This window comes from Streptomyces sp. NPDC093546 (genome assembly GCF_044765045.1).
GTDB lineage: Bacteria > Actinomycetota > Actinomycetes > Streptomycetales > Streptomycetaceae > Streptomyces.
This window is the reverse complement of sequence record NZ_JBIWJG010000005.1, coordinates 235,197-260,470: the sequence shown is the minus strand read 5'-3', so window position 1 is coordinate 260,470 and position 25,274 is coordinate 235,197. Positions and strand designations below refer to the sequence as shown.

The 25,274-nt window shown below is 74.2% G+C and carries 17 protein-coding genes; 12 read left to right on the top strand and 5 right to left on the bottom strand.

All coding sequences use genetic code 11. The features are described 5' to 3' along the window. Nucleotides 1–20: 20 nt before the first annotated feature. A complete protein-coding gene (malQ, locus tag ACIRNI_RS13790; protein ID WP_403551255.1) occupies nt 21–2,147 on the bottom strand; it encodes a 4-alpha-glucanotransferase in 2,127 nt (708 codons plus the stop codon). After that, a complete protein-coding gene (locus ACIRNI_RS13785; RefSeq protein ID WP_403551253.1) occupies nt 2,148–2,441 on the bottom strand; it encodes a hypothetical protein in 294 nt (97 codons plus the stop codon). It lies immediately after the preceding gene. 267 nt (nt 2,442–2,708) lie between these two features. Here ACIRNI_RS13785 and ACIRNI_RS13780 point away from each other — a divergent pair, with 267 nt between their 5' ends. Then, nucleotides 2,709–5,678 carry a beta-N-acetylglucosaminidase domain-containing protein gene (locus ACIRNI_RS13780; protein ID WP_403551251.1) on the top strand — a complete coding sequence of 990 codons (2,970 nt, stop codon included), beginning with the start codon at nt 2,709–2,711 and terminating at the stop codon, nt 5,676–5,678. A gap of 28 nt (nt 5,679–5,706) precedes the next feature. Here ACIRNI_RS13780 and ACIRNI_RS13775 read toward each other — a convergent pair whose 3' ends face one another. Further along, nucleotides 5,707–6,273, bottom strand: a complete 567-nt coding sequence (locus ACIRNI_RS13775) for an HNH endonuclease (protein ID WP_403551249.1) — start codon at nt 6,271–6,273, stop codon at nt 5,707–5,709. A gap of 247 nt (nt 6,274–6,520) precedes the next feature. On the opposite strand from ACIRNI_RS13775, the gene ACIRNI_RS13770 reads away from it, so the two are divergent. Continuing rightward, complete coding sequence (locus ACIRNI_RS13770) at nt 6,521–7,639, top strand: mechanosensitive ion channel family protein (RefSeq protein WP_403551247.1); 1,119 nt, start codon at nt 6,521–6,523, stop codon at nt 7,637–7,639. A gap of 76 nt (nt 7,640–7,715) precedes the next feature. Here the strand turns inward: ACIRNI_RS13770 and ACIRNI_RS13765 are convergent, their stop codons facing one another. Further along, nucleotides 7,716–9,554 carry a LamG-like jellyroll fold domain-containing protein gene (locus tag ACIRNI_RS13765; RefSeq protein WP_403551245.1) on the bottom strand — a complete coding sequence of 613 codons (1,839 nt, stop codon included), beginning with the start codon at nt 9,552–9,554 and terminating at the stop codon, nt 7,716–7,718. Between the two features lie 411 nt (nt 9,555–9,965). On the opposite strand from ACIRNI_RS13765, the gene ACIRNI_RS13760 reads away from it, so the two are divergent. The 10 genes from ACIRNI_RS13760 (at nt 9,966) to ACIRNI_RS13715 (ending at nt 24,276) form a co-directional block, all read left to right on the top strand. Next, complete coding sequence (locus tag ACIRNI_RS13760; protein WP_403551615.1) at nt 9,966–11,174, top strand: ROK family protein; 1,209 nt, start codon at nt 9,966–9,968, stop codon at nt 11,172–11,174. An 18-nt stretch (nt 11,175–11,192) separates the two neighbouring features. Beyond that, a complete protein-coding gene (locus ACIRNI_RS13755) occupies nt 11,193–12,461 on the top strand; it encodes a 6-phospho-beta-glucosidase (protein WP_403551243.1) in 1,269 nt (422 codons plus the stop codon). After that, nucleotides 12,452–13,468, top strand: coding sequence for an N-acetylglucosamine kinase (locus tag ACIRNI_RS13750; protein ID WP_403551241.1), 1,017 nt, complete (start codon nt 12,452–12,454; stop codon nt 13,466–13,468). Before ACIRNI_RS13755 ends, ACIRNI_RS13750 begins: the two co-directional genes overlap by 10 nt. A 337-nt stretch (nt 13,469–13,805) precedes the next feature. Next, nucleotides 13,806–15,191, top strand: a complete 1,386-nt coding sequence (locus ACIRNI_RS13745; protein WP_403551239.1) for a hypothetical protein — start codon at nt 13,806–13,808, stop codon at nt 15,189–15,191. A gap of 17 nt (nt 15,192–15,208) precedes the next feature. Beyond that, on the top strand, nt 15,209–16,258 hold the full coding sequence (locus ACIRNI_RS13740; protein WP_403551237.1) for a glutamate ABC transporter substrate-binding protein: 1,050 nt from the start codon (nt 15,209–15,211) through the stop codon (nt 16,256–16,258). A 31-nt stretch (nt 16,259–16,289) separates the two neighbouring features. After that, the gene (locus tag ACIRNI_RS13735; protein ID WP_403551235.1) at nt 16,290–17,558 is read left to right on the top strand and encodes a hypothetical protein; all 1,269 of its coding nucleotides are present in this window, start codon (nt 16,290–16,292) and stop codon (nt 17,556–17,558) included. Beyond that, nucleotides 17,555–20,146: a tetratricopeptide repeat protein gene (locus ACIRNI_RS13730; protein ID WP_403551233.1), complete on the top strand. Its 2,592-nt coding sequence runs from the start codon at nt 17,555–17,557 to the stop codon at nt 20,144–20,146. Before ACIRNI_RS13735 ends, ACIRNI_RS13730 begins: the two co-directional genes overlap by 4 nt. A 2-nt stretch (nt 20,147–20,148) precedes the next feature. Beyond that, on the top strand, nt 20,149–21,579 hold the full coding sequence (locus ACIRNI_RS13725) for a PP2C family protein-serine/threonine phosphatase (RefSeq protein ID WP_403551231.1): 1,431 nt from the start codon (nt 20,149–20,151) through the stop codon (nt 21,577–21,579). Between the two features lie 56 nt (nt 21,580–21,635). Then, nucleotides 21,636–22,997, top strand: a complete 1,362-nt coding sequence (locus ACIRNI_RS13720) for a VWA domain-containing protein (RefSeq protein WP_403551229.1) — start codon at nt 21,636–21,638, stop codon at nt 22,995–22,997. A 52-nt stretch (nt 22,998–23,049) separates the two neighbouring features. After that, the gene (locus ACIRNI_RS13715) at nt 23,050–24,276 is read left to right on the top strand and encodes an FHA domain-containing protein (protein ID WP_403551227.1); all 1,227 of its coding nucleotides are present in this window, start codon (nt 23,050–23,052) and stop codon (nt 24,274–24,276) included. Here ACIRNI_RS13715 and ACIRNI_RS13710 read toward each other — a convergent pair. Continuing rightward, the gene (locus tag ACIRNI_RS13710; protein ID WP_403551225.1) at nt 24,273–25,274 is read right to left on the bottom strand and encodes a methyltransferase domain-containing protein; all 1,002 of its coding nucleotides are present in this window, start codon (nt 25,272–25,274) and stop codon (nt 24,273–24,275) included. The genes ACIRNI_RS13715 and ACIRNI_RS13710 overlap by 4 nt on opposite strands.

Below are 25,274 nucleotides of genomic sequence, written 5' to 3'. Positions count from 1 at the left end.
GGTGCAAACGTAGCGAACGCCTAGAGGCCCCGCGCGCCCGGGGGTCCCATAGGAGGCTCCGCACCGGTGGCGAGCACCGCCATGAGGGCGTGCAACCGGGGCGAGGCGGCCAGCTCCTCCAGGGTGACGGGGCGGCCCTCCGCGTCCGCGACGGGCAGCCGCCAGTTCGGGTGCTGGTCCCACGTCCCGGGCAGGTTCTGCGGGCGGCGGTCGCCCACGGCGTCCGGCAGCCACACCCCGGTCATCCGCGCGGGCGTGCACCGCAGGAAGCGGTAGAAGGCACGGATCTCGGCCTCCTCGTCCCGAGCTTCCTGCCCGAGCCCGAGCACAGGGCCGCCCTCCAGCAGGCCCAGCTCACGCAGGTACGCGAGCCACTCGGCGACCTCCGCCGCGTCCTCGGCGCGCTCCTCCTCCAGCGGCCGGGCCAGCAGCCCGAGCCGGTGCCTCAGCTCGACGTGTTCGCCGGTGAGCCGCGCCGCCGTGGACGGCAGGTCGTGCGTCGTCGCCGTGGCCACGCAGTCCGCGCGCCACGCCTCGGGGGCCAGCGGCCGCCGGTCGCCCTCCCAGTCCCGCTCGAACCACAGCACCGACGTGCCGAGGATTCCGCGCCGCTGGAGGGCTTCCCGTACGCCGGGCTCGACCGTCCCGAGGTCCTCGCCGATCACGGCGGCACCCGCGCGGTGGGCCTCCAGGGCGAGGACCGCCAGCATGGCCTCGGCGTCGTACCGGACGTACGTGCCCTCGGTGGGCTCGCGGCCCTCGGGCACCCACCAGAGCCGGAACAGCCCCATCACGTGGTCGATGCGCAGGGCGCCCGCGTGCCGCAGCAGCCCGCGCAGCAGGTCGCGGTAGGGGACGTAGCCGGAGGCGGCGAGCGCGTCGGGGCGCCAGGGCGGCAGGCCCCAGTCCTGGCCGCGCGCGTTGAACGCGTCCGGCGGGGCGCCCACCGACATGCCGGCCGCGAAGGCGTCCTGCTGCGCCCAGGCGTCGGCGCCGTCGGGGTGCACGCCCACCGCGAGGTCGTGGACGATCCCGACGTCCATGCCGGCCTCCCGGGCGGCCCGCGCGGCGGTCGCGAGCTGCTCGTCGGTGAGCCAGGCGAGCCGGCAGTGGAAGTCGACCCGGTCGGCGAGCTCGGCCCGTACGCGCGCGGTGGCGTCGGAGCGCGGGTCGCGCAGGCCCTCGGGCCACTGGGCGCGGTCGGCGCCGTACCGCTCGGCGAGCGCGCACCAGGTGGCGTGGTCCTCCAGCGCACGCCCCTGCGCGGCGCGGAAGTCCCGCAGGGCGGCCTCGCGGCCGGGCCCGAGCGGCACGGCGTACAGCAGCTCCAGGGCGCGGCGCTTGAGCACCCACACCGCGTCCCGGTCGATCAGCTCGCCCTTGCGCAGCACCTTCTCGCGCAGCTCGGCCGCGCGCCCCACCAGGGCGTCCAGTTCGACGCGCTGCTCGGGCGCCAGGTGGCCGCGCGCGTACGCGTACTCGGGGACGTCCTCGATCCGCAGGTGCACGGGGTCGGGGAAGCGCCGCGAGGACGGACGGTACGGGGACGGGTCCGTGGGCGTGCCGGGCACGGCCGCGTGGAGCGGGTTGACCTGGACGAACCCGGCCCCCAGCTCCCGCCCGGCCCACGCGGCCAGCTCCCTCAGGTCCCCGAGGTCGCCCATGCCCCAGGAGCGGCTCGACAGCAGCGAGTAGAGCTGGACGAGCAGGCCGTACCCGCGTGCCGCGGGCGGCTGCGGCACGCGCGCGGGCGCCACGACGAGCGTGCTGTGCGCGGTGCGCCCGTCGGCGGCCCGGGCCTCCAGGCGGTGCGCCCCGAGCGGCAGCTCGTCCCAGGCCGCCGGGCGGTCGGCGCCGTCCTCGCCGAGGACCCGCAGCGCGGTGCCCGCCGGCAGCGTGGCCAGCGGGCGCGGCAGCCCGGCCCCGGCCTCCCGCCACAGGACCACCGTCGGCGGGAGCAGCCGCCGCGCGGCCGCCTCCTCGGTGGCGGCGAGGGACGCGCGGACCGCCTCGGGCGTGGCGGCGTCGACGTCGAGCGCGGCGAGCACCGCGACCACCGTCGTGTCGGGGACCGGGACGGTGACGCCCGGGGAGGGCGAGTAGGCGGTGGCGACACCGTGCAGCGCGGCGAGCCGGGCGAGGGTCATTCAGGCTCCTGGGGACTCCGGTCCGCCGGCCGTGCCGTGCGCGGTCGGCTCGCTGGTGAGGGGGGTGAAGTCGGTGAGGGCCGGTTCGCTGGTGAGCGGGGCGGCGTCGGCGAGCGGCGGCTCGGAGGTGAGGGGTCCGGCGGGGGCCGGCGCGGGGCCCGGGATCCGGGCGAGGAGCTGCGCGGTGGTCTGGGCGCGGGCTTGGGCGCGGGTCTGGGCGGTGGTCTGCGCGGGAACCGGTGCGGGAACCTGTTTGGAGAGGGCGGAGAGCAGGAGCTGGGCGGACGCGGCCACGGTGGCCTCCCTGGGCGTGGGGGAACAAGGGTCACAGCAGCCCTACCCAGCGGCCGCCGTCGCATCCGTAGAACGTGGCGTCGGTCACATGGAGTTCCCGCTTTCCGCGGGCAACTGTCGAACCGTTCCTGCTACCCCGGTAGGCAAATACGACACAACGGCCACGCACATTGACACTTTCGGCGAGGGGGTGGTGGGCTCGAAACCGTCCGGTTCAGCCACCGGCCAAGCTACTCGCGCAACAACGGAAAACGAGGGGAGACGCGCGTGCAGTTCGGGCGCATCGGGCACATCGGACCCGGAAAGCGGACCGCTACCGCCGTCGCGGTCGCCGTGATCGGCGGTCTGCTGGGCGGCGCGCCGGGCGCGCTGGCCGCCCCCGGGAACCCTGACTCCCCCTCCGCGACCGCCCCCGACCGGGACGGGCCCGGGCGGGCGGGTACCGAACTCCCCTCCGTCTGGCCGCGACCGCAGTCCCTGCGCCCCGCCGGCACCGCGATATCCCTCGGCGACACCGTGACCGTCGTCGCGGGCGCGGAGACCGATCCGTACGCCGTCGAGGCCCTGGAGGCCGTCCTGCGCGACGCGGGCGTCCGGACGGTGCGGACGGTGCGTGCCGCGCACCCGGCGCCCGCGGACGGAGCGGTGGTGTTGATGGGCGGCACCGGCGCGCAGCAGGCCCTGCGCGCCCTGCGTGCGCCGGAACGCGCGGACCTGCCGTCCGGCGGCTACCGGATCGCGACCGGCCGGTACGGCGAGCGCCCCACCGTCGCCCTCGACGGAGCGGGCCGGGATGGCCTGTTCCACGCGGTGCAGACGCTGCGTCAGCTCATCGGGGCCGACCGCACCGTGCCGGGCGTGCTCGTACGCGACTGGCCCGGCACCGCCGTACGCGGCATGGCGGAGGGTTTCTACGGCCGCCCCTGGAGCCACCAACAGCGCCTCGCACAGCTCGACTTCATGGGCCGTACCAAGCAGAACCGGTACCTCTACGCCCCGGGCGACGATCCGTACCGCCAGGCGCAGTGGCGCGACCCCTACCCGTCCGCGCAGCGCGCGGAGTTCCGGGAGCTGGCGGAGCGGGCCCGGCGCAACCACGTGACGCTGGCCTGGGCCGTGGCGCCCGCGCAGTCGATGTGCCTGGCGTCGGAGGGCGACGTCGGGGCGCTCAAGCGCAAGGTCGACGCGATGTACGCGCTCGGGGTGCGGGCGTTCCAGCTGCAGTTCCAGGACGCCAGCTACGACGAGTGGCACTGCTCCAAGGACGCCGACACCTTCGGCTCCGGGCCCGAGTCGGCGGCCCGGGCGCACGCGCGCGTGGCGAGCGAGCTGTCGCGGCACCTGGCCGAGCGGTACCCGGACGCGGAGCCGCTGTCGCTGATGCCGACGGAGTACTACCAGGAGGGCGCGACCGCGTACCGTACGGCGCTCGCCGAGGAGCTGGACCCGCGCGTCCAGGTGGCCTGGACGGGGGTCGGGGTGGTGCCCCGCACCATCACCGGGCGGGAACTGGCGGGCGCGCGGGAGGCGTTCAAGCAGCACCCGCTTGTCACCATGGACAACTACCCGGTCAACGACTACGCGCAGGACCGTATCTTCCTCGGCCCGTACACCGGCCGTGAGCCGGCCGTGGCGGCCGGTTCGGCTGTGCTGCTGGCCAACGCCATGGAGCAGGCCACCGCCTCCCGCATCCCCCTGTTCACCGCCGCCGACTTCGCCTGGAACCCGAAGGGCTACCGCGCGCAGGAGTCCTGGCGGGCCGCGATCGACGACCTGTCGGGCGGTGACGCGCGCACCCGCGAGGCGCTCGGCGCCCTGGCCGGCAACGACGCCTCCTCCATCCTCAGCGCCGACGAGTCCGCCTACCTGCGGCCGCTCCTCGCCGCCTTCTGGCGTACGCGCGCCGCGACGGACCCGGCGGCCCGCGAGAAGGCGGCCCGGGAGCTTCGCGCCGCCTTCACGGTGATGCGCGAGGCGCCGCAGCGGCTGGCGGGCGCGGCGGAGGGCCGGCTCGACGACGAGGTCCGGCCGTGGCTGGAGCAGCTGGCGCGGTACGGGCGCGCGGGCGAGGCCGCCGTCGACATGCTCGAGGCCCAGGCGCGCGGCGACGGCGCGGCGGCCTGGCGCTCCTCGCTGGCGCTGGAGCCGCTCCGTACGGCCCTGAAGGGCAGCTCCGTCAAGGTGGGGCACGGGGTGCTGGACCCGTTCCTGGCGCGGGCCGTCAAGGACGCGGAGGCGTGGACGGGCGCGTCGCGCTCCTCCGGTTCCGTGACCCGGGAGGACGGCGCGTACACCGTACGCCTGGACCGCCCACGGCCCCTGGAGGCGGTCACGGTGATGGCCGCCCCCGGCCCGGTGGACGGCAGCGTCGAGGCGTACGTCCCGGGCGAGGGCTGGCGGCGGCTGGCCGCGCTGTCGCCGACGGGCTGGACGCAGGTACCGGTGAAGGGACTGAGCGGGGACGCCCTCCGCGTCACCGGGGCGGCGGGCTCGGCGGACGTGCGGGCCCTGGTGCCGTGGTTCGCGGACGAGCCGGCGGCCCGGCTGGACCTGAGGCGTACGGAGACGGACGCGGTGATCGGCGGCGCCCCGCAGCGCGTGGACGCGGTCCTGTCCGCGCGGCGCCCCGCCGAGGTGCGCGGCGCGCTGACCGCCGGCGCGCCGAAGGGCGTCCGGGTCGCCGTCCCGAAGGAGGTCACCCTCCCGCGCGGCACGGCGGCCGTCGTCCCGGTCGAGATCACCGTTCCGGAGGGCACCCCCGCGGGCGAGTACCGGGTGCTCGTCTCCTTCGCCGGCCAGGAACGCGTCCTGACCGTACGCGCCTATCCGCCTACCGGCGGCCCGGACCTGGCCCGCACGGCGACGGCGTCCTCCTCGGGCGACGAGACCCCGGACTTCCCGGCCTCGGCCGCGATCGACGGCGACCCGAAGACCCGCTGGTCCTCACCGGCGGAGGACGGCGCCTGGTGGCAGGCGGAGCTGTCCGGGCAGCCGGTGCGCCTGGGCCAGGTGGTGCTGCACTGGCAGGACGCGTACGCGTCGAAGTACCGCGTCCAGGTGTCGGCGGACGGCCGTACGTGGCGTACGGCGGCCACCGTACGGGACGGGAAGGGGGGCCGCGAGGCGGTCCGGATGGACGCCCCGGGCACCCGCTTCATCCGCGTACAGGCCGACGCGCGTGCGACGCGGTTCGGGATCTCGCTCTTCGCGGTGGAGGCCTACGCGGTCCTGCCTTAGGCAGGATCCCTAGGGGGCGTCTTGCCCCCTAGGACGCACGAAGGCCCGGATCATCAGGCACGAGTCTCGTGCCGTCGATCCGGGCCAGGGCGTCGTCCGCGCCGAACGGCTGCAGGTACGGCAGCCAGCGCGGATCCCTATGGCCGGTCCCGATGATGCGCCAGGCCAGGCCGGTGGGTGGGGCGGGTTGCTGGTGGAGCCGCCAGCCCAGCTCGCGCAGGTGCCGGTCGGCCTTCACGTGGTTGCAGCGGCGGCAGGCCGCCACGACGTTCTCCCAGGCGTGCTTGCCGCCCCGGCTGCGGGGGATGACGTGGTCGACGCTGGTTGCGACGCCACCGCAGTACATGCAACGCCCTCCGTCGCGGGCGAAGAGGGCCTTGCGGGTCAGAGGAACGGGCCCCCTGTAGGGGACCCGGACGAACCGCTTGAGGCGGACGACGCTGGGTGCCGCGATGGCACGGGTCGCGCTGTGCATGAAGGCGCCGGACTCCTCGAGGCATATGGCCTTGTTCTCGAGGACGAGGACGAGCGCGCGGCGGAGCGGTACGACGCCGAGGGGCTCGTACGACGCGTTGAGGACCAGGACATGCGGCACGGATGCCTCCTTGTACGCCGGCGGCGCGTGGCTCGCGCCGGGACGATCTGCTCTCAGTTTCTCCTCATGCCAGGTCGAAGCGCCACCACGTACGGACAACAGGCCCCGAGTGTTTTCGACCACACCCCGGTACACACCCCGACACAACCAGGTCATCCCCAGGTGAGACGTACCTCTCCCTCGAACATGGCAACGAACCCCCCTCTGTCCCCCGTTAGATTGTTTTGTCTGCTCTTCTCTTCATGCCATGGCCCATGCCTGGAGGTACCCCGCCGTGTTCCGGTCCGCCCTACTGGCTGCCGACCCCACACCCCAGCCGGTGTCCCTCGACGAGGCCGCGAGGCAGGCCAACGAGGCCGCCGGCTGGGTCGAGGAGAACTGGTCCACCTGGCTGAACACCGGGCTGCGCATCCTGCTGATCCTGGTGGTCGCCTTCGTCCTGCGGATGCTGGTCCGCCGCGCGCTGACGAAGTTGATCGAGCGCATGAACCGCAGCGCCCAGGCGGTCGAGGGCACGGCCCTCGGCGGCCTGCTGGTGAACGCCGAGCGCCGCCGCCAGCGCTCGGAGGCCATCGGGTCCGTCCTGCGCTCGGTGTCGTCCTTCGTGATCCTCGGCACCGCCGGCCTGATGATCCTCGGCGCCTTCAACATCGACCTGGCCCCGCTGCTGGCCTCCGCCGGTGTCGCGGGCGTGGCGATCGGCTTCGGCGCGCGGAACCTGGTCACGGACTTCCTCTCCGGCGTCTTCATGATCCTGGAGGACCAGTACGGCGTCGGCGACTCCATCGACGCGGGCGTCGCCTCCGGCGAGGTGGTCGAGGTGGGCCTGCGCGTGACGAAGCTGCGCGGCGACAACGGTGAGATCTGGTACGTCCGCAACGGCGAGATCAAGCGCATCGGCAACCTCAGCCAGGGCTGGGCCACGGCCAACATCGACGTCACGGTCCGCCCCTCCGAGGACCTGGACCGCGTCCGCGCGGTGATCACCACCGCGGCCGAGGCCATGGCCAAGGAAGAGCCCTGGAACGAGCGCCTGTGGGGCCCGGTCGAGATCCTCGGCCTGAACGAGGTCCTGCTCGACTCCATGACCATCCGCCTCTCCGCCAAGACGATGCCGGGCAAGTCCCTGGGCGTCGAACGCGAACTGCGCTGGCGCATCAAGCGCGCCTTCGACGCGGAGGGCATCCGCATCGTGGGCGGCCTCCCCCAGCAGTCCGACGACGAACCGAAGCCGGACCCGACGGCCACGATGGCCGCCCCGTCGGCCTTCGCATCCACCACGTCCCCGCAGTCGGCGGCGGCGACGCCGCTGGCACCGCAAGCTCCGGCGGCACCGGTGGGGCCGGGGCCGAACCTGACGAAGTAGGCCCGGCATATGAAGGGCGCCCCCCTGCCATCACGGCGGAGGGGCGCCCTTTCTGCACGCACCGAACCGGCTGAGGCTACTGACCCGCCACCTCGGTGGCGACCTGGTGCGCCGTCATGGCACCCGTCCACACCCTCAACGACTTCAGCCCACCCGGGAGGAAGGCGCTCGTGCCGGACTCGCTGCCGACGGTCAGGGCACCGGTGCCCTGCTGGGGCGCACCGAACTCACTCCTGCGCTGGCCGGACGGACCGACGTAGAGGGTGATCTCTCCCTCCTTGCCGGAGCCCCAGGTCGGCTGGGCGTCGAAGACTCCCGTGATGTCGACCCACGTGTCCATCTCCGCCATTTCCTCCGCTCCCACGGTGACGGTCTCCCCCGCTGTGCCGTCCGTTCCGGCGGCGGTGCGCGAGAACTGCCACAGGTGGATGCCGGGCCCGTACTTGGTGACCCAAAGCCCCCATGAGGCCCCGGCGGCCGCACTCTGCCCCGCCACCTGGGCCCGGTAGCCGACCGGCTTGCTCTCCATGGCGACGCTGTCCAGCCGTACGCGGGCGGAGACCGTGAAGGAGCCGGTCTCGTCCACGACCGGCCCGCCCACCCTGGCGTATCCGCTCTTGCCGTCCAGCGCGAGGCCACCGCCGTTGCTCTGCAGCGTGGCCCCTGTGGGCGACAGTTCCATGGCACGGGCCGGGTACGGGGAGCGCTGCTCGATCCGGGACCCCTTCGAGACCGTCGCGTCCCAGTGGCCGGCGAGCACGACGGCCGGCTGCCCCTCCTCGTCGGCGACGGCCTCCGCGCGCAGCGCCTCCTCACCGAGGGCCCACTGGTAGGCGGTGACTTCGTCGACGCGGCCCCGGAAGTACTGGCCGTACGCGCCGGCGGTACGGCCGCGGCCGAACTGCAGACCGGACGTGGCGCGCCACGGCTCGTAGGCGGGCGCCACCGTCGCCACCACCACCGGCTCGCCCTGGGGGTGGCCGTTGACGTACAGCTGGACGGTGTCGTTGGACGGGTCCGCGTCGTACTTGGTGTCGAACACGCCGGCGACATGCGTCCAGACGTTGACGGGCGGGTTCGCCGTGTCGGCGAGCGAGCGGGCGCTCGTCGTGCCGGCCGCGTCCTGTGCAGCGCGCCGGAAGGCCCACTTCTTGTCCGCTGCGGAGTAGTACAGGGCGAACGCCGAGTCCTGCTTGCCACCCGCGGAGAGCACGACGCGATCGGCGGTGCGGTCGCCGAGATAGGCCCAGGCCGACACCGTGAAGGACTGGTCGGTGTTCACCACGGGCGCCGAGGTCGCCGCGTATTCGGCCGGCCGGCCGACGGGCGTGCGGTCCAGCAGCAGGGAGCGGTCCTGTGCGCCGCGGCGGGCGAGCGGCGACCAGGTCTCGCCATAGGCGTGGACGATCGCGTCATGCGGCTCGGCCACGGGCGCGGAGTCCTTGGCCACAGTGCTCGCCGGATCGGCCAGCCCGTCGTCGAAGCGCCAGCGGCCGGCCTGCTCGACGGGTTTCACCTTGAAGACGAACACGGCTGCGGGGCCGTAGCGGAGGCCCCGGTCCTTCGCCTCCACGCGGAGCGTGATCGGCCCCGCTTGGGAAGGAACCACCTCCACGGAAGCGGCCTCCTCCGCGCTGACCTCGTACACCGGCCCGCCAACCAGATGCACCCGGTAGCCGGTGACGTCCGTGTCCACCGGGTTCGGCACGATCGAGAAGCGGCCGGGCATCCCGGGCCCGCCCTCGCCCACGCACGCGTTCGCCGTGCACTCGCTGTAAGGCCCCAGCGACGTGACCCGCGGCGCCAGGGGCACGGGGTCGTCCGCCGTCTCGGCGTAGACGGGCCCCGCACCGGTTGCCAGCAGCGCCAGACCCGTCATCGCGACGACGGCCGTGCGCCCCCTTCTCCCCTTCATTCTGTTTCCCCCCACGTACGACATGCCCAAGGGCATGGAAACCCCCCACTTGTCGAGGTCTCCTCAGACCTCTCACCAACCACACACTTTGTTGAAGAACGTGGGGACGCTACGGAGCCACGCTGCGTGAGGTCAACGATGAGCGGAAGGCACTACTGCCATGTACAGGAACCTGGCCCTCGACACATCAACCCGCATCCCTAAAAAGGGCGACAACGCTGCCGTGGCGGGACATCAACACCGAGGACCGCCCGCCTGGTGGGCATTGACACGCCCCAGACCTGCGCCATACGTTCTGGCGCCACTGGTAGGAAACCTTCCTAACCACTTTCGGCAGGTGAACCGCCCGTGCCCGGAAACACCCACGGAAACACCGGTAACGTCCCCGGCACCCCCCGCGTGCTCCGCGCCATGAACGACCGGGCCGCGCTCGAGTTGCTGCTGGAGCACGGGCCTCTCTCCCGCACCCGGATCGGGACGCTCACCGGGCTGTCGAAGCCCACCGCCTCGCAGTTGCTCGCGCGGCTGGAGGCGGCCGGGCTGGTGGTGGCGACCGGGACGAGTGGCGGGCGGCCGGGGCCCAGCGCGCAGTTGTACGCCGTCAACGCGCGGGCCGCGTACGCCGCCGGGCTCGACGTGAACCCGCGCCGCATCCGTGCCGCCGTCGCCGATGTGACGGGGGCGGTGGCCGGCGAGTTCGAGCTCGCCACGCCCGAGCGGCCCGCCGGGAGCGCCGGCGGCGTCGTAGGGCAGGTGACCGACGCGCTGGACGGCGCCGTGAAGGCCGCCGGAATCACGCCGAGCGAGGTGCACCGGCTGGTGATCGGCACACCCGGCGCCTTCGACCCCGGCACAGGCCGCCTCCGGTACGCGAGCCACCTGCCCGGCTGGCACTCGCCCACGCTGCTGGAGGAGTTGGCCGCCGCGCTGCCGATGCCCGTCGCGTACGAGAACGACGTCAACCTCGTCGCCCTGGCCGAGCAGCGCCTCGGGGCCGCCCGCGGGCACGGCGACTTCGTCCTGCTGTGGAACGAGCAGGGCCTGGGCGCCGCGCTCGTACTGGGCGGGCGGTTGCACCGCGGGTTCACCGGGGGCGCCGGCGAAGTCGGGTTCCTGCCCGTGCCCGGCGCGCCGCTCGTACGGCAGGTCACCAGGGCGAACGCCGGCGGCTTCCAGGAGCTCGCCGGCGCCCAGGCGCTGCCCCGGCTCGCGCGGGAGTACGGCATCGACGACGTGCCTCCCGGCGCGTACGCGGAGGTCGCCGCCCGGCTCGTCGAGCGCGCGGCGCGGGACGACGCGCCCCCGGCGTACCGCAGGCTCCTCGACGCCTACGCGACCGGGCTCGCGACCGGGCTCGCCTCGCTGGTCGCGGTCCTCGACCCGGAGCTGGTGGTGCTGTCGGGGCGGGCGATCGTCGCCGGCGGCGAACCGCTGCGCGAGCGCGTGGAGGCCGAGCTCGGCGAGCTGGCCGCCTCGCGGCCGCGGCTCGTGGTCGGCGGCGTACAGCGGGATCCCGTGCTGCGCGGGGCCCTGGAGAGCGCGCTGGCCGCCACCCGGGACGACCTCTTCGACACCTCAGGGAGTCGTTCATCCGGAACCGGAACCGGCGTCAAAGGCTGAAGGGCTGAGGCACTGACCATGAAGTTGACTGTCGTGGGCGGCGGGTCCACGTACACGCCCGAACTGATCGACGGATTCGCGCGGCTGCGCGACACGCTCCCGATCAGCGAGCTGGTCCTCGTCGACCCGGCCGCCGACCGGCTGGAGGCGGTCGGCGGACTGGCCCGGCGGATCTTCGCCAAACAGGGGCACCCCGGTCGCATCACCACCACCTCCGACGTGGAGGCGGGCGTCGAAGGCGCCGACGCCGTCCTGCTGCAACTGCGCGTCGGCGGGCAGGCGGCCCGTGAGCGGGACGAGACGTGGCCGCTGGAGTGCGGCTGCGTCGGCCAGGAGACGACCGGCGCGGGCGGGCTGGCGAAGGCGCTGCGCACGGTGCCGGTGGTGCTGGACATCGCCGAACGCGTACGCCGGACGAACCCGGAGGCCTGGATCATCGACTTCACCAACCCGGTGGGGATCGTGACGAGGGCGCTGCTCCAGGCCGGCCACAAGGCGGTCGGGCTGTGCAATGTGGCCATCGGCTTCCAGCGGAAGTTCGCCCGCCTGCTGGGCGTCGAGCCGGGCGCCGTCCACCTGGACCACGTGGGGCTCAACCACCTCACCTGGGAGCGGGCGGTGCGGCTCGGCGGGCCGGACGGCGAGGACGTGCTGCCGCGGCTGCTCGCCGAGCACGGGGACGCCGTCGCGGCCGATCTGCGGCTGCCGCGCGCCGTCCTGGACCGGCTCGGCGTCGTCCCGTCGTACTACCTGCGGTACTTCTACGCGCACGACGAAGTCGTACGGGAGCTGAGGACCAAGCCGTCGCGGGCCGCCGAGGTGGCGGCGATGGAGCGGGAGCTGCTCGCGATGTACGGCGACCCGGCGCTGGACGAGAAGCCGGAGCTGCTGGCGAAGCGGGGCGGGGCCTTCTACTCGGAGGCGGCGGTGGAGCTGGCCGCGGCCCTGCTGGGAGGGGGCCCGGCGGCACGGGTGCAGGTGGTCAACACGTACAACAAGGGGACGCTGCCGTTCCTGCCGGACGACGCCGTGATCGAGACGCAGGCGGCGGTGGACGGCTCGGGCGCCGTGCCGCTGGCGGTGCCGGAGCTGGATCCGCTGTACGCGGGGCTGGTCGGGCACGTCACGGCGTACGAGGACCTGGCGCTGGACGCCGCGCTGCGGGGCGGGCGGGACCGGGTGTTCAAGGCGCTGCTGGCGCACCCGCTGGTGGGGCAGTACGCGCTCGCCGAAGGCCTGACGGACCGGCTCGTCGCGCACAACCGGGAGTACCTCGCGTGGGCGTGAATCCCGGGGTGGCCACCCTCGTCCTGGCGATCGACGCGGGCAACAGCAAGACGGACGTCGCCGTGGTGGGCGCGGACGGGGCGGTGCTCGGCGAGGCGCGCGGCGGGGGGTTCCAGCCGCCGGTCGTGGGGGTGGAGGCCGCGGTGGACGTGCTGGAGGACGCGGTGGGCGCGGCGGCCCGGGCCGCCGGGCTGAGCGGCCCGCCGTACGTCTCCCATGTGTCCGCCTGTCTCGCCAACGCCGACCTGCCGGTGGAGGAGCGCGAGTTGGCGGACGCGGTACGGGTCCGGGGCTGGAGCCGGGATGGCTCCGTCGAGGTGCGCAACGACACGTTCGCCCTCCTGCGGGCGGGGGTGGAGGAGCCCCGGGGCGTGGCGGTGGTGTGCGGGGCGGGCATCAACTGCGTCGGTATGACGCCGGACGGGCGCACGGCCCGCTTCCCCGCGCTCGGCCGGATCTCCGGCGACTGGGGCGGCGGCAGCGGGCTCGCGGAGGAGGCGATGTGGTGGGCCGCGCGCGCCGAGGACGGGCGCGGTGAGCCGACGGAGCTGGCGCGTGCGCTGCCCGCGCACTTCGGCCTCGACTCGATGTACGCGCTGATCGAGGCGCTGCACCGGGGGCGGATCGCGGCGGAGTGGCGGCACGAGCTGACGCCGGTGCTGTTCGCGACGAGCGCGGCGGGTGACCCGGTGGCCCGTGCGCTGGTGGAGCGGCTGGCGCGGGAGGTGGTGGCGATGGCCTCCGTCGCCCTGGCCCGGCTGGACCTGCTCGACGAGGAGGTTCCGGTGCTGCTGGGCGGCGGTGTGCTGGCGGCACGGCATCCTCGGCTCACCCCGCGGATCGCCGAACTGCTGGCGGCGAAGGCCCCGAAGGCGGCGGTGCGTGTCGTGACCGCGCCGCCGGTGCTGGGCGCCGGCCTGCTGGGGCTGGACCACGTGGGCGCGCCGGCGCGGGCGCGGACGCGGCTGCGGGCGCACTACGAGCAACGGGCGACGCAGTACGACTAATGGCGATGGCTGTGGACAACGGGGGCGGTACTTGCGTTCGGTTCGTCAGTATGGGGGCGGAACCGATGCGGGGCGGGTGGCGTATTCAAAGGGGGAGTTCGCACGGCGGTGCGAGTGGCGAGTGGGGGGGCACCACGGTGTTCCCGCACACCGTTCAGCACGATAGGAACAAGATCGAGTCAAGCCTGGTGTGAACGTCGGCCCCTACGGCCATACTGCGGGCAGCGACCGAGGGGGAGGTCACGTGACATACGCGCCGAATGTGCCGAACGGGCCGCGCGTGCCACCGCCACCGGCGGGCCCGCCGCCGTCGGCCGCACCCGCGACCGCGGGGCCCGTGCCCACACGCGTGGTGCCCGCGTCCGCGCCCGTGGTGCCCGCGCCCGCGGCGCCGAGCGGCGCACCCGTGCCCGCCGGGCGCGGCGCGTGGGCCGAAGGGCGGGCGCGGCTGCGTGGCGCCGCGACCACGGAGCCCGGGCGGCTGCAGATCATCGGCGCCGTACTGGCCCTGCTCGTGGTGGTGTTCGGTGCCGTCACCGCCTTCGAGGTGGCCGACCGCTCCGCGGCCGCCGACGACGTGGTCGGCCGCAGCCAGCCGCTGAGCGCCGACGCCGCGCACATCTACCGCTCGCTCGCCGACGCCGACACGGCGGCCGCCAGCGGTTTCCTGGCCGGTGCGCAGGAGCCCGCGGACGTGCGGGAGCGGTACGAGGACGACATCGCGACCGCGTCGCGGCTGCTGGTCAAGGCCGCGGCCAACACCGAGGGTTCGTCCCAGTCCGCGCGTGAGATCACCACGCTGAACGAGTGGCTGCCCCGCTACACGGGCCTGATCGAGCGCGCCCGCGCCGCCAACCGGCAGGGCCTGCCGCTCGGCGGCGCGTACCTGCGGTACGCCAACCAGCAGATGACGACCGAGCTGCTGCCCGCCGCCGAGCGGCTGTACGCGGCGGAGACCGCGCGGCTCGCGCGGGACGACCGGGATGCCCGCGCCTGGCCGTGGCTTTCCCTCGCGGTGGGGGTCGTGGTCGTCGGCGCGCTGGTGTGGGCGCAGCGGCGCACGTATCTGCGGACCAACCGGGTGTTCAACCAGGGGCTGCTCGCCGCGACGGCCGCCTCGGTGGTGGTGCTGCTGTGGCTGGCGGCCGGGCACACGGTCGCGCGCAGCCAGCTGACCGACGCCGGCCGGCACGGCCAGGATTCGCTCAAGGTGCTGAACGAAGCGCGGATCAACTCCCTGAAGGCCCGGGCCAACGAGAACCTGACCCTGGTGGCGCGGGGTGCCGTGCTGACCGACGACGGCAAGAAGGACAAGTACGAGACCGAGTACGGCGCGGGCATGGGCAAGCTGAGCGCGGCGCTCGCCGAGGCGGGCCGGCTCGCCGACGACAGTGAGGGCCGCGAGCCGGTCAAGGCTGCGGTGGAGCAGGTCGACGAGTGGCAGAAGCGGCACGCGGCGGCGCGCGCCACGGACGACGCGGGCGAGTACGAAGGAGCGCTGGCCAAGGTCATCGGTGACGACGGGTCCACCGGCCAGGCGTTCGACGAGGTGGACGCGGCGCTGAAGAAGGCGCTCGACCATGAGCAGGGCGAGTTCACCCGCGCCGCCGAGGACGGCCGCTCCGCGCTGACCGGCCTGCCGGTCGGGGCCACGGCGCTGGCCGTCCTGGGGGCGGTGGGGGCCATCATGGGCATCAACCGCAGGCTGTCGGAGTACCGGTGAGGGTGAGGGGAGGCACGATGAGCAAGCTGGACTTCGATGCGGCCGGCACCCCCGGCGAGCGGAGCCTGACCCGGCGGGCCGCCGGGCGGCTGCGCGGGTGGGGCGGGGTCGCCGCGATGGCGGCCGCGTGCGGGCTGACCGCCGCGCTCACCCTGGTGCCGCTGTCGCAGGGCACCGGACTCGGGGCGTCCGCCGTGTCCGGCGCGAGCGGCGCGGTCCCGGCCAAGGCGGACACCTGCAAGGACCCGGAGGCCTCCCTCACCCCGTCCGCCGCCGACGGACCCGCAATCGCCGCCATCAAGGCGCGCGGCAAGCTGATCGTCGGCGTCGACCAGAACAGCTACCGGTGGGGCTACCGCAACCCCGCCAGCAAAACGCTGGAAGGTTTCGACATCGACCTCGCCCGCGCCATCGCCGCCGACATCCTCGGCAGCCCGGACGCGGTCATCTTCCGCGCCATCCCCACCAACCAGCGGATCGCCGCGCTGGAGAGCGAGAAGGTCGACCTCGTCGTCCGGACGATGACGATCACCTGCAAGCGCATCGAGCAAGTCGCCTTCTCCACCGCCTACTTCCAGGTGGGGCAGCAGGTCCTCGCGCCCAAGGAGTCGACGGTCACCGGCTACAACAAGTCCCTGTCCGGCAAGCGCGTCTGCTCCGGCGAGGGCACGACGGCGTACGAGGCGCTGGTGAAGGAGTCGTTCGGCGCCACGTTCGAGGACGAGGACGACGGCGGCAAGGGCGACAAGGACGTCTACACCGTGCCCAACCAGCTGGACTGCCTGGTCCGCCTGCAGATGGGCGAGGTCGACGCGGTGGTGACGGACAACGCGCTGGCGGCCGGCCAGGCGGCGCAGGACCCGGCCGTCGAGCTGAAGGGCCGACCGTTCACCACGGAGTACTACGGCATCGCCGCGAAGCTCGGCAAGGACGACCTGGTGCGCCGGGTCAACCAGGTGCTCGTCGAGTACCGGCAGGGGGCGTGGAAGCAGGCGTACACGAAGTGGCTGAGCGCCGACTTGCCGGGGATAGCCGGGCCTCCGGCACCGAAGTACCGGAGCAGCTGACCGACATGGGCACGAGGCGAAGAGGTGATCGATGGGCGTCACGGAGCCCCCTGGGCCGGTGATGGACCGGGACGAGGTGGACCGTGCGCTGGCGCGGCTCGGGGCGGAGCACAAGGCGGTCGAGGACTCGCTGCTCGCCCTGCAGGACCACGCGGGCCGCAGGCTCCTCGAGGGCGCCGAGCTGACCGGTACGACCAAGGAGCGCTGGGCCGCCACCGAGCGGACGATCAGCCTGCTGTGGACGTACTTCGACGCGTACACCGCCGCCGTGCACGAGGCCCGGGAGGTGCGCGCGCGGCGCCGCTGGCCGGGCCGCGAGGAGCTGTCCGAGCTGACGGAGCGGCTGCGCGGCGAGAGCGTCACGGTGTCGGGGACCTCCACGCTGGCCGAGCGGTTCACGCTGGAGCGGCTGGTGGCCCGGATGAACGAGCTGTACGCGAGCTCCCTCGACATGGTGGTCACGGCGGACGCGGTGTGGTCGGCGCTGCCCGCGCGCATAGACCTGCTCGCCGCCGAGCTCGGTCGTACGCGCTCGTTGGCGCACTCCGTGGGCGTACGGCCCGGGGAGCACCCGGCGGGGGACGACCTGGAGGCCATCACCCATGAGCTGGCCGCGCTGCGGGCGCAGGTGGTGACGGACCCGCTGGCGTTCTGGCGGCCGGCCACCGGCAGTTCGGCGCCCGGCGGCGGACGGCCGGACACCGACCGGTACGACCGGGCGGCCCGGGCCCTGGAGGACGTGCGGCGTGAGATCGAGGCCGTGCTCCAGGTCCGGCAGGACTCCGAGGCACGGCTGCTGCGCCTGCGGGACGTGCTCTCGCGCGCGGACCGGACGCTCGCGGAGGCGCGGGCGGCGCGGGGCGAGGTGCTGGCGAAGATCGCCGCCTCCGAGGTGCCGGCGGTGAGCGGCCCGCCGACCGCGCTCCAGGAGCGGCTGGCCACCGCCGCCGAGTACCGTCGCCACGCCCAGTGGCACCGGCTGTCGCCGCTCCTGGAGGCGCTGGAGCAGGAGGCCGAGGAGGAGCTGCTGCGCGCCCGCGAGCAGTTGACGGCCGTCACCGCGCCGCTCGCGGTCCGCGCGGAGCTGCGCGGCCGGCTCGACGCGTACAAGGCGAAGGTGGCCAGGCACGGCATGGCGGAGGATCCGCTGCTGATCGAGCGGTACGACCAGGCGCGCCGGATGCTGTGGAGCGCCCCGTGCGACCTGCGCGCCGCCGAGCAGGCCGTGCTGCGCTACCAGCAGGCCGCCATGGACATGGTGTCGGGGGCCGGGCCGGTCGACCGTAGGGGGAATCAGTGAAAACGTGTCAGCGACCGGGCTGTGGGGGCTCGTACGAGGACGTGGGCGGCGGCGAGCTGTACTGCGACACGTGCGGGCTGGCGCCCGTCGTCTCGCCCGGCGGCATGGTGTCGTCACCGCCGACCGGTGTGGCGGGCGGCAAGGGCTCCGGCAGCAGCTCCCGCTCGTCGTCCCGGTCCTCCCGCTCCTCGTCACGGTCGTCGCGCCGCTCGGTGTCGGGCCGGCTGTCGCGTTCCCTGACGGGCGGTACGGAGTCGTCGCGTTCGGTGTCGGTGCGCAGCTCCGGCTCGTCCACCGGCCAGTCCGGGCGCAACCGGCTGGGCGCCGGACTCGTCGCGATCCCGTCCGTGCCGCGCCCCGACCCGCGCTCGGTGGTCATGGAGAACCCCGAGGTCCCCGAGCGGAAGCGGTTCTGCTCGCGCTCCGACTGCGGGGCGCCGGTGGGCCGGGCGCGCGGGGGCCGGCCGGGGCGCACGGAGGGCTTCTGCACCAAGTGCGGCCACCCGTACTCCTTCGTGCCGAAGCTGCGGGCCGGTGACATCGTGCACGGGCAGTACGAGGTGGCGGGCTGCCTGGCCCACGGCGGCCTCGGCTGGATCTACCTGGCCGTGGACCGCGCGGTCTCCGACCGGTGGGTCGTCCTCAAGGGCCTGCTGGACACCGGTGACCAGGACGCGATGGCGGCGGCGATCTCGGAGCGGCGGTTCCTCGCGGAGATCGAGCACTCCAACATCGTCCGCATCTACAACTTCGTGGAGCACCTGGACCAGCGCACGGGTTCGCTGGACGGGTACATCGTCATGGAGTACGTCGGCGGCAAGTCGCTCAAGGACATCGCCAACGAGCGGCGGGGCCCGGACGGCCGGCGCGATCCGCTGCCGGTCGAGCAGGCGTGCGCGTACGGCATCGAGGCGTTGGAGGCGCTGGGGCACCTGCACAGCAGGAACCTGCTGTACTGCGACTTCAAGGTCGACAACGCGATCCAGACCGAGGACCAGCTCAAGCTCATAGACATGGGCGCGGTGCGCCGGATGGACGACGACGAGTCGGCCATCTACGGCACGGTCGGCTACCAGGCGCCGGAAGTCGCGGAGGTCGGGCCGTCGGTCGCGTCCGACCTGTACACGGTGGCGCGGACGCTGGCGGTGCTGACGTTCGACTTCCAGGGGTACACGAACGTGTTCGTGGACTCGCTGCCGGACCCGGACAACATCGAGGTGTTCCGGCGGTACGAGTCGTTCTACCGGCTGCTGGTGCGGGCGACGGACCCGGACCCGGCGCGCCGGTTCGCCTCCGCGCAGGAGATGGCGGAGCAGCTGACGGGTGTGCTGCGCGAGGTGGTCGCCCTGCAGACGGGCCGGCCGAGGCCCGCGCTGTCGACGCTGTTCGGGCCCGAGGTCCGCGTCACGGACACGGTGTTGTTCGCGGAGCCGCCGGCCGAGGTGTCGGTGCTCGGCGCACGGGAGGTGCCGCGAGGCCTGTTCGGCGGCCGGAGGCGGGGCGGGACGGCGGCCGCGGCACCGACCGCACCGCCGCCGGTGCCGGGTTCCGCGCTCGCGCCCGCCGGGCCGGGTCAGGTGCCGGGGCGGGTGCCGGTGACGGGTCAGGGGCAGGTGCCCCGGCCGCGTACCGAGTCCGTGGCGCCCCGCCCCGCCGCGCCGCTGCTCGGGGCGCTGGACGCGCGGGCCATCGCGCTCGCGCTGCCCGTGCCGCACGTGGACCCCGGCGACCCGAACGCGGGCTTCCTCGCCGGGCTGATGGCGGCCGGACCCGCCGAGCTGATCGCCGCGCTGCACACCGCGCCCGCGAGCTCCGTCGAGCTGCGGCTGCGCGAGCTGCGCGCCCACCTGGAGACGGGCCAGGTCCCCTCGGCGCAGAGGGCCCTGGAGGACCTGGAAAGCGGGCACCCCGACGACTGGCGGGTCGTCTGGTACCGGGGCGTGGCGTCCCTGGCGACCGGCGACAACGAGAACGCCGCGCTCTCCTTCGACGCCGTCTACGACGCGTTCCCCGGAGAGCCCGCGCCCAAGCTGGCGCTCGGCGTCTGTGCCGAGGTGCTGGGCCAGTTGGACAACGCCGCCGAGTACTACCGCCTCGTGTGGACGACCGACCCGAGCTATGTGAGCGCGGCGTTCGGCCTCGCCCGGGTGCAACTGGCCGCGGGCGACCGGGTCGGAGCCGTACGGACACTGGAGTCGGTGCCCGAGGCGTCGATCCACTACACCGCCGCGCGCGTCGCGGCCGTACGGGCCCGGCTGCGCCACCGTTCCCCCGCCGACCCGCTGTTCGCGGACCTGGCGGCGGCGGCCGAGCAGGTGTCCGCGCTCCAGCAGTTCGGTCTGGACGCGGTGCGCCGCGAGCGGTTGGCTACGGAGGTGCTGGGTACCGCGCTGGACTGGGTACTCTCCGGAAGCCCCGGGGCCGGCCCGGTACAGACGTCGCTGCTGGGCAGCGAACTGGACGAGCGCGGCCTGCGCTTCGGACTGGAGCGCTCCTACCGGGTGCTCGCCCGGCTCGCTCAGCGCGGCGAGGAGAGGATCGAGATGGTGGAGCGGGCGAACCGGTTCCGCCCCCGGACATGGGTGTGAAGATGTCGCAGATGCACCAGCTGTCCACCTGCCCCGGCTGCGAGGAGCCGCTGGAGCGGGGGGACCTGTTCTGCGGGGCGTGCGGGTACGACCTGTCGGCCGTACCGGAGCCGCCCCGCGACAACCCGACCGTGGTGATGAGCTCACCGGTGGAGGGGGCGGCGTTGCCGCCGGAGCCCGGGCAGGCCGGGCAACAGCCGATACGGTTCGACGCCCGTGCCTCGGACGGCCCGGAACGCCCCGATGCGGGAGCCGCCGGCGCGGGAGCCGTCGGCCCGGACGCCGACTTCCCGCTGCCCGCGCCCGCGCCGGTACCCGCGCCCGACCCCGTGTCGACGCCGACGCCACCTGCACCACCGGCCCCGCCCGCGCCACCTGCACCACCGGTCCCGCCCCCGGCGGTCCCGCCCGTGCCCGCCCAGGCGCCCATGGCTGCGCCCGTGCCCGCGCCCGCCGTGCCGGATCCGCGGACCGCCGAGCACGCGCACACCCCGCCCGCCGGCACGAAGCTGTGCGTCGCGTGCCGGGCCGGGCACGTGGACCCGGACGGCTACTGCGAGAACTGCGGCCACGCGCAGCCGCGCGAGCGCGATCACATGGAGGAGGAGCTCGGTTCGGTCGCCGCCGTCAGCGACCGCGGTCTGCGCCACCACCGCAACGAGGACGCGTTCGCCGTGTCGTCGACGGCCCTGCCCGACGGTTCGCCGGCCGTCGTCGCGATCGTCTGCGACGGCGTGTCCTCGGCGACCCGCCCCGACGAGGCGTCCGCCGCCGCTGCGGCCGCCGCCAGCGAGTCGCTGCTGGAGTCGCTGCCGCGCGGCACGCACCCCCAGCAGGCGATGCACGACGCGATCGTCGCCGCGTCCGAGGCGGTCAACGCCCTCGCCGACGCCGCCGACGGCCATGGCACCGCCATGGAGCACGACCCTCACCGCCACCAGAACGCCCCGGCGTGCACGCTGGTCGGCGCGGTGGCGGCGGGCGGGCTGCTGGTGGTCGGCTGGGTCGGCGACAGCCGTGCCTACTGGGTGCCGGACGACCGCACCGGCCCGCCGGCCCGCCTCACCGAGGACGACTCCTGGGCCGCGCAGATGGTGGCGGCGGGCCTGATGAGCGAGGCGGAGGCGTACGCCGACGAGCGCGCCCACGCGATCACCGGCTGGCTCGGTGCCGACGCGTACGAAGTGGAGCCGCACACGGCGGCGTTCAAGCCGGACCGCCCGGGTGTCGTGGTGGTGTGCACGGACGGGCTGTGGAACTACGCGGAGGGCGCGGAGGACATGGCCAGGGTCGTGCCCCCGGACGCGGCGGGCCGACCGCTGCACAGCGCGCAGGTCCTCGTCGGGCACGCGCTCGACGGCGGCGGGCACGACAACGTAACGGTGGCCGTGCTGCCGTTCACCATGGCACCGCAAGGGGCAGGATCGGCCTGATTCAACCTGCCTGTCCGTTCCGTCTTTTGTGCGTGGAGTCCCGAGGAGCCCCTCAGATGGCGAACTTCTCCAAGTCGAACGTGCCGCGGTTCTCGGTCGACGTGTACCAGAACGAGTACCTGCCGGAGGGCGGGCGTGAGGTGAACGCGATCGTCACGGTCACCTCGACCGGCGGCGGCACGACCGGAGGGGCGCCGCTGGCCGGAGCGTCGCCCTCCCCTTCGTACATACCGGGTCGGGCGCCGACCGCCGCCGTGGTGGTCATGGTGGACTGCTCGGGTTCGATGGACTATCCGCCGACGAAGATGCGCAACGCGCGGGACGCGACGGCCGCCGCGATCGACACGCTGCGCGACGGAGTCGCCTTCGCCGTGGTCGCCGGGACGCATGTGGCGAACGAGGTGTACCCGGGCGAGGGGCGGCTGGCCGTCGCCGACGCCCGTACCCGGGCCGAGGCCAAGCAGGCGCTGCGCCGGCTGAGCGCGGGTGGCGGCACCGCGATCGGCACCTGGCTGAAACTGGCCGACCGGCTCCTGAACTCGGCCGAGGTGCCGATCCGCCACGGCATCCTGCTGACCGACGGCCGCAACGAGCACGAGTCGCCCGAGGATCTGCGGGCCGCCCTCGACGCCTGCGCGGGCCGCTTCACCTGCGATGCCCGCGGCGTGGGCACCGACTGGGAGGTCAAGGAGGTCACCGGCATCGCGTCGGCACTGCTCGGCACGGCCGACATCGTCGCCGACCCGGCCGGCCTGGCCGCGGACTTCACGCGGATGATGGAGCACGCGATGGGCAAGGAGGTCGCGGACGTCAGCCTGCGCCTGTGGACGCCCGTCGGCGCGGAGATCGTCTTCGTCAAGCAGGTCGCGCCGACGGTCGAGGAGTTGACCGACCGGCGCACGGAGGCGGGGCCGCGCGCCGGGGACTACCCGACGGGTTCGTGGGGCGACGAGTCCCGCGACTACCACGTGTGCGTACGGGTGCCCGAAGCCGGCCTCGGCCAGGAGATGCTGGCGGCCCGCGTCTCGTTGATCCTCCCCGACCCGACGGGTGGCGGGTCGCCGCAGACGCTGTCCCAGGGTCTGGTGCGGGCGGTGTGGACGGACGACATGGCGGCTTCGACGTCCATCAACCCGCAGGTCGCGCACTACACAGGACAGGCCGAACTCGCCCAAGTCATTCAGCAGGGGCTGGAAGCGCGCAAGTCCGGCGATTTCGACGGTGCGACGGCGAAACTGGGGCGTGCCGTGCAGTTGGCGGCCGCCTCGGGGAACGCGGACACTGCGAAACTGCTTGCGAAGGTGGTGGACGTGGTCGACGCGGCGACAGGTACTGTGCGACTGAAGGCGAAGGTCGCGGAAGCGGACGAGATGACGCTCGAAACCCGCTCCACCAAGACGGTTCGCGTGAAGAGATGAAGCACGATCTGCTCGGCCTGCGGGCCGGATGAGGAGAGGGGGAAGCGCCGACATGCCGACCTGCCCGAACGGACACCAGTCGGGTTCCGACGACTGGTGCGAGGTCTGCGGCCACCGCATGTCCGGGGCGAGCGCGCCTGCGGGCGCCGTGCCGCCGCCTCCCCCGCCCCCGCCGCCGCCCGCGTACGGCTATCCGGGCCCCGGGGGGCCGCAGGGAGGCGGCCCGGCCGGCGACCCCAACGCCACCGCCCAGGCGGAGCTGTGCCCGCAGTGCCGTACGCCGCGCGAGGCCATGGCGCCGTTCTGTGAGGAGTGCCGCTGGAACTTCCTCACCAACACGGCGACCTCCTACACTCCGGCCGCCCCGCCGCCGGGCCGCCTCGGCGGTCCGGGTGGACCGGGCGGACCGGGCGGACCGGGTGGACCGGGCGGACCGGGCGGACCGGGTGGACCGGGTGGACCTCCCGGGCCGCCGCCGGGGCTGAACCTGCCGCCGGGCTTCCAGGCCCAGCAGCAGCAGCCGCGGCCGCCGGATCCGTTCGAGTACCAGCGTTCACGCCCGTCGCAGATGAACCGCCCGGCGGAGCCGCTGCCGCCCGAGCCGCAGACGCCGCAGGGCCCGCCGCAGCCGGGCCCGCCGCCGGTTCCGCAGGGGTTCCAGCAGCCGGGTCCGCCGCCCCCGCCCGCGCCACAGGCGTTCCAGCAGCCCGGCCCGCCTGCCCCGCCGCGGCCTCAGCACCCGCATGCGCCGCAGCCGCCGCAGACCGGTGGCGGTGGAGGTGGCGGTGACGACTGGCTGCTGCCTCCGCCCTCGCACGCGCAAGCGCCCCAGCAGCCCCAAGCACCCCAACAGCCCCAGCAGCCCCAAGCGCCGGTCGGCTGGACCGCCGTGGTCGGCCCCGACCGCGAGTACTTCATGGCGATGATGCGGCGCAGCGGCCCGGAGGCCGCGGGCCTCAACCTGCCCGCGTACTCGCCGGAACAGCGGCTCACGCTGTCGGGCAACCAGATCACCATCGGGCGTCGCCGCCACTCCACGGGCGAGTCCCCCGACATCGACCTGTCGGTGCCGCCGGAGGACCCGGGCGTCTCCCACAAGCACGCGGTGCTGGTCCAGCAGCCCGACGGCTCCTGGGCCGTGGTGGACCAGAACTCCACCAACGGCACCACACTCAACGGCGCGGAGGACCCGATCCAGCCCTACGTCCCCGTCCCGCTCAAGGACGGCGACCGGGTCCACGTCGGCGCCTGGACGACGATCACCATCCGCCGCGGCTAGCCGGCGGGCGGGCCGAGGGGCCAGAGGTACGGCCCCTCGGGTTCGTCCAGCCACGCCCACTGCCGCTCGCCGCCGACCGTCACGCCGAACCGCTCCCGCTCGGGCCGCCCCTCGCGCTGCCAGAGCGAGTAGGCCTCCTGCGGGTCCAGGCTCCCCGCCGTGAGCGTCAGCAGGAAGCGGAACAGGTCGTCCTCGGTCGCGTGCCGGGGCAGCCCGCCGGTGTGCGGTGGCACGGCGGCCGGGACCGCGCCGCGCAGTGGGACGAAGTACGCGGAGGTGCTCAGGAACCGGCCCTCGGCGTGCTCCGCGTCCCGTACGCGCAGCGAGATCACCCCGGTGGCCATCGGCGCCAGGACGCGCGCGTCACCGGGGCGGCACTGCGCGAGCCACTCCCTCGGCACGGACGGTACGGCGCAGGTCGCGATGATCCGGTCGAAGGGCGCCCGCTGCGGGCAGCCGCGCGCCCCGTCGCCGGTGACCACGGTGGGCCGGTGGCCGGCCGCCGCCAGGTGGACCCGCGCCGCCTCGGTGATCTCCTCGTCCAGGTCGATGGTGGTCACGTGCTCGTCGCCCAGCCGGTGCGCCAGCAGCGCCGCGTTGTAGCCGGTCCCGGCGCCGATCTCCAGGACGTCGTGCCCGTCGCGTACGTCCAGGGCCTCCAGCATGTACGCCATGAGGGAGGGCTGACTGGCGGAGGAGACCAGGTCACCGTTGCGCACGCGCGTGGCGAGCGGCCGGTCCTCGTAGGCGCCCGCCAGCCAACGCTCGCGCTGGGCCGGATCCGGGTCGTCGCACCAGAGGCGCTCGTATCCGCCCATGACGCCGACGTAGTAGTACGGCACGAACAGGTGCCGGGGCACCTCCTCGAACGCCTCTCTCCAGGCCGGGTCGGTCAGGTCCCCGCCCTCGGCGATCCCGCGCACCATCGCGCGCCGCGCCTCGGCGGCCCGTTCGGCGAACGGGTCCTCTCCCCCTGTCCCCATACGTCCTGTCCCCAT